Genomic DNA, 14,161 nt, shown 5'->3' with positions numbered 1-14,161 from the left:
GGGTAGGACCCGATACGCTTCTTCACCTGGAAAGTGCCTCCGGCGGTGGCGGGAACAAGGACCTCGACAATCCTCATTCTCGCTGGTCAGAGGCAACGACGCCGCAGGCTTCGCGTGATGCTACGGACCGCTGCTTTGCTCCCCCTTGCAGGGCTTTCGACACTGGGCTTCGACGCCGGGCGTTTCCCCCCGACGCCGCCAGTCTGCTACCGGGCCTCCTGGCAGCTACCCGGACCGGACTTCCACCGGCAGGCGACAACGAGCTTACGACTCAAGATCAGCTACATCACGAAGACCTCCGAGTCTGCTGGGCGCGCGAAAGCGCGAGGCTAAACGCAAGGGCATTGGGGGACTTGGAAAAAATATTGTTACGCGCCCTTATTCGCGCCGATGTTCGCGTGAAATATGACGGACGAGTGTTGGTTCGCGGAGCATTCATGCCCCAACCGACCGGAGCCCTACGGCCCGGTCTTTTCCTCACGCGGGAGACAATGTGCGCGTTGTGCCTGGATTCAGACGAAGAGACAGATTTGCAGGCAGATCCGGGCCCGGAATATCCCGACGGATGGTCTTTGCCACCACCGCGGCGCTGAGCGCCGGCGCCCTGGTCCTGCTGGGCGTACAGGCACCTGGCGCCCAGGCGGTACCGGCCTCACCGGTGGCGGCCGGGTCCGCCACCACGCATCCGGGCGTGGTGGCGAGCTGCGCCCGGCCCAAGCCCGGTGAGTTCGGCTGCTTCGCGTTGCGCCGTACGGACGTGCCCGCGACCAAGGGAGTGAGGGCGGCCGCCCTCACTCCCGCCGGATACGGCGCCGGGGATCTGCGGGGCGCCTACGGCCTGCCCGCTGACGGCGGCGCCGGACAGACGATCGCCATCGTCGACGCGTTCGACGACCCCAACGCGGAGCAGGACCTGGCGGTCTATCGGGCGCAGTACGGGCTGCCGGCCTGCACCACCGCCAACGGCTGCTTCCAGAAGGTGAGTCAGCGGGGCGGCACCGACCTCCCGGCCGCCGACACCGCCTGGGCGGGCGAGATATCGCTCGACCTGGACATGGTCTCGGCAGCCGCGCCGAACGCGCACATCCTGCTGGTCGAGGGCGACAGCGCCGGCTTCGCCGACCTCGGCGCGTCAGTGAACGAGGCCGTGGCGCTGGGTGCCAAGTACGTGTCGAACTCCTACGGGTCCTCGTACAGCCCGGCTCCCGGCAGCGGCGAAGACCCGGCGGAGACCACTCAGCTCGACGCCTACTACAACCACCCAGGCGTGGCCGTCGTGGTCTCCAGCGGCGACAGCGCGTACGGGGTGTCCTACCCGGCCTCGTCGCAGTACGTGACCTCCGTGGGCGGGACCGCCCTGGTGCGCGACGCCGGTACGGCGCGCGGCTGGTCCGAGTCGGTGTGGCACAGCGGCAACGGGGGCACGGGATCGGGCTGCTCGGCGTACGAGCCGAAGCCCGCGTTCCAGACCGACTCCGTCTGCGCCATGCGTTCCGTGGCGGACGTCTCGGCGGTCGCCGACCCGGCGACGGGTGTGTCGGTCTACCAGACCTACGGCGGCGCCGGTTGGGCCGTGTACGGCGGAACGAGCGCCTCGGCGCCGATCATCACCGGTGCCTACGCCTCGGCCGGCACCCCCACACCGGGTTCGTACCCCAACTCCTACCCGTACCTGGCTCAGGGTTCGGGCCTGAACGACGTCACCACCGGGAGCAACGGCGTCTGCACTCCGGCCCCCTTGTGTACGGCGGGCGTCGGATACGACGGCCCGACCGGTCTGGGGACGCCCAACGGCCTGGTCGCGTTCCGCAACGGCCCGCACGGCACGATCTCCGGCTCGGTCACCGACGCCTCGACGGGCGCTCCGATCTCCGGCGCCGTGGTCGCGGTGGGCAAAGGCAGCACCCACACCGGTGCCGACGGCTCCTACAGCCTGGCGATCGCCGCCGGCACGTACGACATCACGGTCGACGCCTACGGCTATGCGACCGGCTCCGCCACCGGGGTCCAACTCGCCGACGGGAACAGCCTGACCAAGAGTTTCGCGCTGGCCCCGGTGCCGTCGCGGCGCGTGTCCGGCAAGATCACCGACGGATCCGGTCAGGGTTGGCCGCTCTACGCGAAGATCACCATCGACGGTGTGCCCGGCGGACCGGTCTGGACCGACCCGTACACCGGCGCCTACCACGTCGACCTTCCCCAGAACCACGACTACACCCTGCACGTCACCAGCGCCTACCCCGGATACCAGCCGGTCTCCGTGCCGGTCCGCCTCGGTGGATCGGACACCAGGCGCAACATCGCCGTGCCGGCCGACCTGTGGTCGGGCACCACCCCCGGGTACACACCCAAGGACACGGGAACCACGGAGAGCTTCGACTCCACCACCGCGGCCCCCAGCGGCTGGACGGTGACCGATGCCGCGGGCACGGTCGGCGGCTGGGAGTTCGACGACCCGTCCGGCCGCGGCAACACCACAGGCGGCAGCGGGGCATTCGCGATCGCCGACAGTGACCATGCGGGACGCTCGGCACACCAGGACTCCAGCCTGATCAGCCCGGCCTACGACTTCAGCGCGGACACCACCCCGGAGCTCAGCTTCCAGACGGACTACCTCGCCTACCAGCTTCAGAAGGCCACCATCGACGCCAGCACAGACGGCGGAGCCACGTGGTCGAACGTGTGGTCGGCGAACAGCGCCATCCGCGGACCCTCGAAGATCACCGTGCCGCTGACCGCGTTCGCCCACGACGCGAATGTGCGGATCCGCTTCCACTTCACCTCCAGTTTCGGCTGGTACTGGTCGGTTGACGACATCTTCGTCGGCAACCGCACCCTGCCGACGACGCCCGGCGGGCTGGTCGCGGGAAGGGTGACCGACGCCAACACCGGTCACCCACTCAATGCCGCCCAGGTGACGGGAGCTTCGGGCAGCGGTCTGGCCGCCGCCACCAACGCGACGCCGGACGACGCCACTGTGAACGGCGGTTTCTACTGGCTGTTCGCGCCGACCGGCAAGCAAACCCTTACGGCGGCGAAGCGGCCGTACGCCCCGCTGTCCGAGGACGTGAAGGTACGCGTCCGCGAAGGCAGCATCGCAAAGCTCATGTTCCCGCTGGACGCGGGGCAGCTGACCGTCACTCCGACCTCGCTCAGCGCCTCGGTGAGCCAGGGATCCCGAACCACCAGGACCCTGACGGTCAAGAACACCGGCGGAGCCCCTGCCACCCTGACCCTGTCCGAGCGGCCCGGCGGCTTCAGCACCGACGCACAGGGCGCCCCGCTCAGCAGGACAGCAGGTGACTTCTCGCCGCTGGCGCTCCAGCCCTCAGCGGCCGGCCCCTCGTCCGCGGCGAGCACTCCGCCCGCCGCCAGCCAGGCCGGCGGCACCGCGTGGCAGACCTCGCCGAACCTTCCGGAGGGCCTCCAGGACAACGCCGTGGACGTACACAACGGCAAGGTCTACAACGAGTTCGGCACCGACATCTTCAACAGGCTGAACAAGCTGTACGTCTTCAGCCCCGAGACCGGAACCTGGACCAGGCTGGCCGACGCCCGCAACATCCGCGAGGCGCCGGTCCACGGATTCATCGGAGACAAGCTGTACGCCGCCGGCGGCTGGAGCAACTTCGGCGCGCCCAGTGCCAACCTGGAGATCTACGACCCCGCCACCAACACCTGGGCATTCGGGGCGCGGAACACCCGTCTGCTGGCCGCCTCCGGGAGCGCGGTCCTGAACGGAAAGCTTTATGCCGTCGGGGGCTGCGGCCCCAACTACTGCGGCAGCACCAGCGTCCTGGTGTACGACGCTGCTTCCGACTCCTGGTCGACAGCGGCCGACTACCCGGAAAAGACAGCGTGGACCTCCTGCGGTGCCATCCTGGGGAAGCTGTACTGCGCGGGCGGGGCCACGGACAGCTCTGCGTCCAAGAGCGCCTACGTCTACGACCCGTCGTCCGACAGCTGGACCCCCCTGCCCGATCTGTCGCAGACGGACTGGGGCTCGGCGACCGCCGTGGCCAACGGCCTGTTGACGCTCTCCAGCGGCATCATCGGAGGCAAACTCAGCAATCAGGCATTCGCATACGATCCGGCGCTGGACGCGTGGACCACGCTACCCAACGTCAACCAGGCCACCTATCGCGGCGGCGGTGCGACCGGCCTCTACAAGGTCGGCGGCTCGACGGGCGACACCTTCCCGGTCGCCACCGTCGAACGGCTGCCCGGCTACGACCAGCGGGACTCGACCGACGTCCCATGGCTGTCCGAGCCCACCCAGCAACTCACCCTCCGGCCCGGCGCGTCGGTGAAGCTCACGGTCACCCTGAACGCCGCAGTGGCGGAGGTCAACCAAGCGGGCACCTATACGGCGCAGTTGGTGATCAACACCAACACCCCTTACCAGGTGCACGGCGTTCCGGTCTCCTTGACGGTGGTCCCGCCGAAGAAATGATCACCGGAACCGTGAGCACCACTGGTTCCGGCCCGACGCCGGCCCTCCAGCGCGGTCGTACAGGCCGCGCTGGAGGGCCGCCTCCTCTGTAGGGTTCCAAAAGTGCTCCAAGGTGCGGTACGGACGAGCTCACGTGGCCATCGCGGTCACCGCCGACGGCTACCGCGAGATTCTCGGCCTGTGGGCCGGCGACGGCGGCGAGGGCGCCAAGTACTGGCAGACCGTCCTGACCGAGATCAAGAACCGCGGGGGCCGCGACGTCCTCATGCTCGTCGCCGGCTCGCCTCAACCGCCTCGACAGAGACGATCACATCACTCATCAGGTGTTCCCTTGATCAGGTTTACACCGCTGACGGTACAGGCCCGGCCGTGGGGTCGGATAGCCCCGTCCGGGCCGCCGAGGAGGTCGCGTACTTGCTGGCCGAGGACGCATAAGGAGCTCAACCCGGTCGAACGCCGGCGCGGGCCTGATCATCGAACCGCTACCGGACATCACCGATTCAACCTGAGTACACGCAAAGTTGTGCGCTGCAGGCAGATACTACGCGGCGTAGAGCAGCTATGTTTCCTCGCCGGTCCCACGGCGTCAATTCCGCGAAATATTTTTGTCGTTGCTGGCCGCTGGCCGCCATTTGGCGGAAGTTGGCCACCCGACTGATCTTGCGCCTCTGCGGCGCCAACTGGCACCTTCCCTGTGACAACCAGCAAGCGATCTCCGTCTGCTGGCGTGGGGTCATTCTTCGAATTTCCGGTCAGGTGCAATCAAGCTCGTCACCGACGCCACCTCGGCCGGGCGGCAACCTCTGCCGTCAGGCCCCGCGGCAATTTCTTATTCCGAATCCTGAACGAATACGGCTAGAGCCTCGACCAGGATCAACCTACTCACCAGGCCGCAAGCCAGGCCCCGTTGTGTGTTCTCAGGAGACGTACATGCCCTGCCGACCCGTCACGTGGAGCATCCGCCGCGTGTCACCCTCTGCTGTCGGCTCCATAGTCGGTCGGCTGACCGCCACGCTGGTGGCGCTGGTGCTCGCGGTGGCCACACTGATCGCCGTGCCCGCCACCTCCTACGCCACCGACAGCACCCCCAAACCACTGGTCCCGCAGACACACGCCACCAGTCCGACCTCCCTTGGCCAGCATCCGACCCGGCAGGTCTGCGCCAAGCCCTCGAAGGCCGGCGAGATGTCCTGCATGTCCGTCAAGCGGGACGACGTCATCGGTCCGAAGGGCGTGCAGCCGAACGCCACCCCTGTCGGGTTCGGCCCCGCCGATCTGCGAAGCGCCTACAACCTGCCTTCCGGCGGAGCCGGTCAGACCGTCGCGATCGTGGACGCCTACGACTCCCCGAGCGCTGAGAGCGACCTGGCCGTGTACCGGCAGCAGTACGGTCTGCCACCGTGCACGACCGCCAACGGCTGTTTCAAGAAGATGGACCAGCGCGGCGGCACCAACTACCCGCCGGCGGACTCCAACTGGGCCGGGGAGATCTCCCTTGACCTCGACATGGTCAGCGCGATCTGCCCCAGCTGCAACATCCTGCTGGTGGAGGCCGACGACGCTTACCTGAACAACCTCGGCACGGCTGTGAACCAGGCCGTCGCCCAGGGCGCCAAGTTCGTCTCCAACAGCTACGGCGGCGCCGAGGACTCCAGCGAGACGCAGTCCGACGGCGCCTACTTCAACCACCCCGGCGTCGTTGTCACCGCCAGCACGGGTGACTTCGGCTACGGGGTCAGCTACCCGGCGGCTTCGGCGTACGTCACCGCGGTCGGTGGCACCTCGCTGGTCAAGGACACCTCCACCACACGCGGCTGGGCCGAGGCCGCGTGGTCCGGCGCGGGCAGCGGCTGCTCGGGTTTTGAGACCAAGCCGTCGTTCCAGAGCGACTCCGGCTGCGCCAAGCGTGCGACCGCCGACGTGTCCGCGGTCGCCGACCCCAACACCGGAGTCGCCGTGTACAACGGCGGCTGGCATGTCTACGGCGGCACCAGCGTGTCCTCGCCGGTCATCGCTTCGGTCTACGCCCTCGGCGGCGCCCCCGCGACCGGCTCGCAGCCCAACTCCCTGCCCTACGAGAACACCGCCAACCTCAACGACGTCACCTCGGGCAGCAACGGCAGTTGCACCCCGTCGTACCTGTGCACCGCCGGACCCGGATACGACGGACCCACCGGGCTGGGCACCCCGAACGGCGTTGGGGCGTTCCGTTCCGGGCCGCACGGGATCGTGACCGGCACCGTCACCGACGGCACCAACCCACTGGCGCAGGCCACGGTGGCTTTCGGCGACAGCTCCGCCACGACGGACGGTCAGGGGCACTACAGCCTGAACGCGCCCATCGGGACCTACGACGTCACGGCTTCCAAGTTCGGGTACGTCTCCAGGACCATTTCGGGTGTGGCAGTCGCCGAGGGTCAGACGGTGACCGAGAACTTCGCGCTCACCGCGAAGCCGGCCGTCAAGGTCACCGGTACGGTCCGTGACGGCTCGGGCCATGGCTGGCCGCTGTATGCGACCGTGCAGGTCAAGGGTGAACCGACCGCGATCACCCACACCGATCCGAAGACCGGGCGCTACAGCCTCAGTCTGCCTGCCGGGAACACCTACACCCTGCAGTCCGATGCGCTCTACCCCGGCTACAAGGAGGACGCGGCCGACGTGGAGGTCGGTTCGTCGGACGTGACCCACGACATCAACGTCTCGGTCGACCAGACCACGTGCAGCGCGGCCGGCTACGCCTTCACGTACGACGGCACCACGCAGACGTTCGACGGCACCACCGCACCCGCCGGGTGGACGGTCGACGACAACATCGGTAACGGTCAGGCCTGGGTCTTCAACGACCCCGGGAAGCGCACCAACATGACGGGCGGCTCGGGTGGCTTCGCCGGCATCGACAGTTTCCATTACGGCACCGGGGCCGGCCAGGACAGCTCGCTGATCAGTCCGGTCGCCGACTTCAGCGGGGACACCCACCCGTACGTGTCCTTCAACACCGACTACGCCGGCTTTGTCAACCAGGTCGGCAACGTCGATGTCAGCGTCGACGGCGGCCAGACCTGGAGCACCGTCTGGCACCACACCTACGACAGCGTCCGAACGGCAACCCAGGTCGTGGACCTGTCCCAGGCGGCCGGCAAGAGCGCCGTCCGGGTACGGTTCCACTACACGGGTAACCAGAGCTGGTGGTGGCAGGTCGACGACGTCTACATCGGCGGACGTGCCTGCGTGCCGACGCCGGGTGGTCTGGTCGTCGGCCAGGAGTTCGACAAGAACACCGGAGTCGCCCTCAACGGCGCCACGGTCACCTCGGCCGGCAATCCTACGGAGAAGACGACCTCGGCGGCGACACCGGACGACCCGAACCTGGGCGACGGCTTCTACTGGCTGTACTCCTCGCTCACCGGAAGCCACACCTTCACCGCCATGGCGAGCAATTACACCGCCCAGGACGTCAGCGTGAACGTCGCCCCGGACTCGGCGACGGAGGCTGAGTTCTCGCTGCCAGCACCACGGCTCGAAGTGAGTCCAGGCACGATCAGCACAACGGTGGCCTGGCAGAGCCGGACGAGCCGGACCGTGATGGTCAAGAACACGGGGACCGCCCCGGTCACCGCCAAGATCGGTGAGCGGCCGGGCAACTACCAGCCGGCCGCGCAGGGCGCGCCACTGCAGAGGGTCGAAGGACACTACTCACCCGAACGGTTCCAGCCCGGCAAGCCGGCCACGAACACCGCCGCCAAGCCCGCCTCGACACCGTACGCACCGCCATGGACCACTGTGGCCGACTACCCGGCGCCGATCATGGACAACGGCGTCGGGACCATCAACGGCAAGGTCTACTCGGTCGGTGGCAGCGACGGCTTGTCCATCACCGCCAAGTCCTACGTCTACGATCCGGGCACCCAGGCATGGAACGCCATCGCCGATATGAGCACCGCACGCGACGCGCCGCAGGTGGCCGCCGTCGACGGCAAGCTGTACGTCTTCGGCGGCTGGAACTCCAACGGATCTCCGGTGGCCACCACGGAGATCTACGACCCGACCTCCGACACCTGGGCGACCGGGGCGAGCGACCCCCAGCCGCACGCCAGCTCCGGCGTGAGCGTGCTCGACGGCAAGGTCTACCTCGTCGGCGGCTGCGACGGCACGTGCGGCGGCACGACGGACGTGCAGCTGTACGACACGGCGTCGAACACATGGAGCTCGGTGCAGGCCTATCCGGAGCCCACCGCCTGGCTCGGCTGCGGTGCCATCCGCGGGCAGGTCTACTGCGCGGGCGGCTCGGCGGGCACGGCCACGTCCAAGCGCACCTACGCCTACGACCCGTCATCGGACAGCTGGACCCGCCTCGTCGATCTCCCGATCGATCTGTGGGGGACAGGCTACTCAGCCGCCAACGGCCAACTACTCCTCTCCGGTGGCGTAACCAACGGATCCAGCACGATCACCAACCAGGGATTCGCCTACGACCCGAGCTCCAACGCCTGGACCGCATTGCCCAATTCCAACAACGCTGCTTACCGTGCCGGCTCGGCCTGCGGTTTGTACAAGATCGGAGGCTCGCGCGGAGGCTTCGTCGCGTTGAAGGACGCGGAAATGCTGCCCGGCTATGACCAGTGCTCCGCCGCCTCGGACGTTTCCTGGCTGTCGGAGGACACCACCCAGGTGACGATCCAGCCCGGCGCCAGTGCCACGATCACGGCGACGCTCGATGCGAACGTCGCCGCGATCACCCAGCCGGGGACGTACACCGCGCAGCTCACCGTCAGCGCGAGGACCCCGTACACGGTGGCACCGATCCCGGTGGCGTTCGTGGTGCAACCGCCCAGGACCTGGGGCAAGATCACCGGAACGGTGACCGGCGCGGGCTGCACCGGAGCACCCGTCCCACTGGCCGGTGCCACGGTGGAGATCGACTCCTCGGTCTCGAGCCACACCCTCAAAACCGACAAGAACGGCCAGTACGTGCTCTGGCTCGACACCCGGAACAACCCGCTCACACTGATCGCGGCCAAGGACGCATGGGCGCCTCAGGCCAGGTCGGTCAAGATCGCCAAGTTGAAGACGACCACGGCCGACTTCACCCTCACACCCGACCACACCTGCAGCTGATCCCGGCGCGGGGCCGGGCCTCGCGGACCCTCACCTGTAGGCACCATCGGAGCGCACCGGCCACTCAGGCAGGGGCGCTCCATGGTGCCTACGGGCGCGTGAGCTCGGCGGCACCGGTGCTACCCAGCTTGAATCGGTGATGTCCGGTAACCAGTCTGCCGGCGACCAGCCCCGCGTCTCCGCCGCCCGGAACGCACAGGCGAACTCCGCGTCGGCGAACAACTCTGCGCCTGCCGAGAACCCCCATCCAAGCGGGTGCGGGGGTCGATGCCTTCCTGTGTGAGGATTTCCCAGACGGTGGAGGGGGCCTGTCCAGTAATCGGGACGGTCCCAGTTGTGGGCAAGCCAGTCGAGCACCTCGGAGAGGGCGAGCCAGCCGTCATAGTCGACCCCGGCACGGTCGGCGCCGGGGAGGGGCAGGGCGTAGGCCGCCTCGCCGTAGATGTCGAGCTGGAGCTGGCCGGCGGCGCCGTTGCCCATCCGCACGGGCCCCGAGCCGTGGTAGCCCTTCAGGTGGTCCAGGGTCTCCTCACGCAAGTGGGGGTCGCCGTCCACCCGGTACATGATCTGGAGGGGATCGCCGTTGATCGTGCGGCGCTCCCGGAAGCGGTCGGCGAGCCAGTGCCGGAACGCGTTGGCCTCATCGGTGAAGCCGAGCCTGACCAGGGCCTTCACGGACAAGGAGGCGTCGCGCACCCAGGTGTAGCGGTAGTCCCAGTTGCGTTGGCCGCCGAGTTGCTCGGGCAGTCCCATGGTGGCCGCCGCCACGGGGGCTCCGGTGGGGGCGTAGGTCAGGAGCTTGAGCGTGATCGCGGACCGGTTGACCATGTCCTGCCAGCGCCCCCGGTAGCGGCAGCGGCGGATCCAGCGGTGCCAGAAGGACATGGTGGCCTCGAACTCGCGCCGCACGTCCGCCTCGTCGAACGGCGTGGGTAGTCCGCCCCCGGCATCGCGCACCGTCAGTACCGTGGCGGCAAGCTCGCCCTCGCCCAGCTCCACGCTCGCGGTGATGTCGTCCCCGTCCCGCTCCAGCGTCACCGGTCCGGCGGCCTGAAGGAAGACGTCGGTTCCGGCGCCGGCGAAGTGGGCGGTGTTCTCCCGCAGCCCTAGGGTGTGCGCGGCCCGCGCGTAGTCGAGGCGCGGACGGCACTCCACGCCGAACCGGACCCGGCCGCGGGTCACCCGCATGATCCGGATCAGCCGGTGACGGCCGGTGGGTGTCGTGGGGTCCGCGGGCAGCGGCATCAGGTCGATGACCTCGCCGACCCCGTCGGCGGTCAGGAAGCGGGTGATCAGGACGGCGGTGTCCGACAGGTAGAGCTGGCGCACGGTGGCGTCCGGGGCGTCGGCGGTGATGGCGAAGTGGCCGCCACGCTCGTGGTCGAGAAGGGCCGCGAAGACGCTGGGCGAGTCGAAGCGCGGCGAGCAGAACCAGTCGACCACGCCCTCGGCCGAGATCATCGCGGTGGTCTGAAGATCGCCCACCAGCCGTGGTCGGCGATCGGCGGGTACGGCTGTGCGGGCATCCTGGGTCCTCGGGGCCGGGTCCGGTGCGGTGGCGTCGAGAGGGGTCGGTACGACGGACATGGCGGGGTTCGTGCGGTGGCCCTGGTCGTGCTGCGGATGATGCCCGCCGTAGCGGCACGTCGACGTGCCTTCAGAAGCATCGGACCACGGAGCCGGGCGGCCGCGCATCCAGAGCGGGGCCGCCCGGGCGGGCCTCCCAGCGCCTGGGGAGGACGCGGGTTGAGCCCCTCGTACGGTGCGGGAACCCGTCCGCACCCCGGAACCCCGCACCCAAGGCCTCAGGCCACCGGGAGCGCGACCGAGTGCCCGGCGAGTCAATCTCGTAGGGCCGCCACGAGGCGTGGCACCTCCTCCGGCTGCGCCGCGCCGCCGAAGACGTAGTGGTGGGGGCGGACGAGCAGTGCCGTCTGCCCCGAAGGAGGATAGTGGGGGCATGGGCCTTCGGCGGCGCCTTGCGGATCTTCGGCAGCCATGGCACTCGAGTCGGGCGCTGGTTGCGAGTCTGCTTGGCTTGGTGGCGATCACCCTCATCGACATCTGGGCGAGGGACCGTATACAGCTCAGCCCGCTGCTGGTGGCTGCGCCCGCGATCACGGCGTCATTCGGAGGCCCCGGCCTCGTAGCGGTGATGGGAGGCCTGACCGTAGTATGCCAAGTGATCATCGGGATGGCACACGGTGATCTGGGCTCTTGGAATCACACGGTGCAGGTCATCGCCCTGGCTCTGTTGGCCTGTCTCATCGTGCTCTACTGCCGCCAGCGTGCGCGGCGCAACCGTGAGCTGGAGCGGGTGCGGTCGGTCGCCGAAGCCACACAGCAGGTGGTCCTGCGGCCACTGCCCCACCGGATGGGTCCGCTGCGCATCGCCTCGTGCTATCTGGCGGCTGAGGACGAAGCGCAGATTGGCGGAGACCTCTACGCAGCCACGCGCGGTGAGCACTGCACTCGTCTCCTCATGGGAGATGTCCGGGGCAAGGGCCTGACCGCCATCAGCGACGCCTCAACCCTGATGGGCGCCTTCCGGGAAGCTGCCCATCGGTACGGCAGTCTCGTAGAACTCATCGACGCACTGGAAGGCAGCATCTGCAGGCACCTGGCCGAGTACACCGTGCACTCCACGGCAGATGATCTCGAAGAGCACTTCGTCACCGTCCTGCTCCTGGACATCCCCGACGATTCCCCCGTGGCCCAGACGATCAACTGCGGACACCCCCCTCCGCTGCTTCTGCGCAAGGGCAGCGTGACGGCCCTCTACCCCAGCGCTACCCAGCCCCCACTGGGGATGTGCACACTGCCGCGAGGCCGCTGGACCACTGACGTCTTCACCTTCGACGACGACGACGCGCTTCTCCTCTACACCGACGGCGTGATCGAAGCGCGCGGTCCCGACCGTTCCTTCTACCCGCTCGCCGAACGCGTCGCCCAGTGGACCGACCTCGGCCCCGAGGCGCTGCTGCACCACATCCGAGACGACGTTCTCACGCATGTCGGCGGGCGTCTGGGCGACGACGCAGCCATGGTGGTCATCCAACGTCTGCCCACGCTGAGCCCGGTCAAGTACCTGAAGAAGGTTGCTCACGTCGGTGACAACCATCACGGCACAGACGCGACACGCGGCAGTCCGGGAGCCACCAGCCTCAGCCCACCGGCGTGAGGCAGCACGTCCAGCCCGCCATTGATGAGCTGCGCCGCCGCACCGGCGACCTGGCCGCCACTCTCGGCGAAGTCGGCGCGCGGGCCTGGTTCAGCGGCGCCGCGGCCCCGTGGTTGTCGGAGTGTGGCTTCGAACGAGTCGATTGGCCCCATGGGAACGAGTCCGCTGGCCCCGATTGGTGATCTTGAGTGCTTGTCGTGAACGAGTCGATTGGCCCCACCTGAGAGAGGGCCGCGCCGGGTGCCGACCGCGGGTTCAACCGGTCGTGATCGTAATCGGGTCGCTGCCATTCGGGGCTCGCTGATACATATGTGCGATGGCAGGCGACGACTCCGGTGCGTTTCAAGCAGGGCAGTCAGGACTCATCGTGAGGGTCCCCGACGTAGAACCTGCTGTTCGAGCGTGGCGTGACAGGCTGGACCCTTCAGCCCGTGCGGGTGTTCCGGCCCATGTCACCGTCCTCTTCCCGTTTCTCGACGAGAGCCTCATCGACGACGATGCTTTCGCTGCCATCGGAGAAGTGATCGGGCGTCACCGGCCTTTCGAGGCCCGGTTCGAGCACTGCGGGCGATTCCCGGGGATCTTGTATCTCGTTCCCGAACCGGACCTCCCGTTCCGTCGGCTCACCGAGGCGATCGCGGACCGGTGGCCGGAGACCTCACCGTTCGGCGGGCGATTCGACGAGGTCGTCCCGCATCTGACCATCGCCCAGGGGCAAGACGACGCCGTGCTGGAGGAGGCCGAGGCCGCCCTTCGCAGCCGGCTTCCCGTCACTGCCCGCGTGTCGTCGGTCGATCTGATGGTCCACGACGGAACAGGGTGGCAGCAGCGAGCGGCGTTCGCGCTCCGGTGATCCCTCTGTTGGTCATCGGTCAGCCGCCGCTGTGCTGGGCCTTGGTGTGGGCGAAGTCGTTCACAGCCACTCCGTGACATCCATTCGGTCATTGTCGGCCACGTCGTCAGGCTGTGTCGTCCTGCTCTCGTCCGATGGCAGCGAGCCGGTTCTTGAGCCGGTAGCTGGGGCCGTTGACGGAGATCACTCCGCAGCGGTGCAGGAGGCGGTCGAGGACGGCGGTGGGGAGGACCTCGTCGCCAAACCCCTGTCCCCATTCACTGAAGGTCTTGTTCGCAGGATGATCGAGCCCTTCTCGTAGCGCTTGGAGATCACCTGGAAGACCAGGTTGGCCTCCGCGCGGATGAGGGGCTGACAGCCGACTTGGTCCAGGACGAGGACCGCAGGCCGCAAGTACGTACCGAGCTCGTTGGTCAGGCGTCCTCGGCTTCGGCGGCGGTGAGGTCCACGACGATGTCGTCGAGGCTGGACTACGCCGAGCACGAGCGTGCTCCCGACCGGTGTTCGCAGCACCGGCCTACCCGATGACCACCAACCGATCACTCGGGAAAGAACG

At 68.2% G+C, this 14,161-nt stretch carries 5 protein-coding genes and 2 pseudogenes; 5 read left to right on the top strand and 2 right to left on the bottom strand.

Annotation, left to right across the window (positions count from 1 at the left end; genetic code table 11):
- Positions 1-565 precede the first annotated feature (565 nt).
- The 3 genes and pseudogenes from ABZ396_RS39100 (at position 566) to ABZ396_RS39090 (ending at position 9,571) form a co-directional block, all read left to right on the top strand.
- A complete protein-coding gene (locus ABZ396_RS39100; RefSeq protein ID WP_358922752.1) occupies positions 566-4,453 on the top strand; it encodes a carboxypeptidase regulatory-like domain-containing protein in 3,888 nt (1,295 codons plus the stop codon).
- 112 nt (positions 4,454-4,565) lie between these two features.
- A pseudogene (locus ABZ396_RS39095) lies at positions 4,566-4,727 on the top strand (transposase); the annotation flags it as partial.
- Between the two features lie 692 nt (positions 4,728-5,419).
- Positions 5,420-9,571, top strand: coding sequence for a carboxypeptidase regulatory-like domain-containing protein (locus ABZ396_RS39090; RefSeq protein ID WP_358922754.1), 4,152 nt, complete (start codon positions 5,420-5,422; stop codon positions 9,569-9,571).
- Positions 9,572-9,601: 30 nt separating this feature from the next.
- Here the strand turns inward: ABZ396_RS39090 and ABZ396_RS39085 are convergent, their stop codons facing one another.
- Positions 9,602-11,158, bottom strand: a complete 1,557-nt coding sequence (locus tag ABZ396_RS39085) for a glycoside hydrolase family 15 protein (RefSeq protein WP_358922756.1) — start codon at positions 11,156-11,158, stop codon at positions 9,602-9,604.
- Between the two features lie 454 nt (positions 11,159-11,612).
- On the opposite strand from ABZ396_RS39085, the gene ABZ396_RS39080 reads away from it, so the two are divergent.
- Entirely contained in the window at positions 11,613-12,752 is a 1,140-nt protein-coding gene (locus tag ABZ396_RS39080; RefSeq protein ID WP_358922757.1) for a PP2C family protein-serine/threonine phosphatase, read from the top strand.
- Between the two features lie 316 nt (positions 12,753-13,068).
- The gene (locus ABZ396_RS39075) at positions 13,069-13,605 is read left to right on the top strand and encodes a 2'-5' RNA ligase family protein (RefSeq protein WP_358922759.1); all 537 of its coding nucleotides are present in this window, start codon (positions 13,069-13,071) and stop codon (positions 13,603-13,605) included.
- 106 nt (positions 13,606-13,711) lie between these two features.
- On the opposite strand, the pseudogene ABZ396_RS39070 reads toward ABZ396_RS39075, so the two are convergent.
- Positions 13,712-14,075: pseudogene (locus tag ABZ396_RS39070) on the bottom strand (ATP-binding protein); the annotation flags it as partial.
- Between the last annotated feature and the right edge of the window lie 86 nt (positions 14,076-14,161).

It is taken from the genome of Streptomyces sp. NPDC005866, assembly GCF_040629895.1.
Lineage (GTDB): Bacteria > Actinomycetota > Actinomycetes > Streptomycetales > Streptomycetaceae > Streptomyces.
Note: the sequence above shows the minus strand (reverse complement) of the source record. Positions and strands in the feature narration are given on the sequence as shown.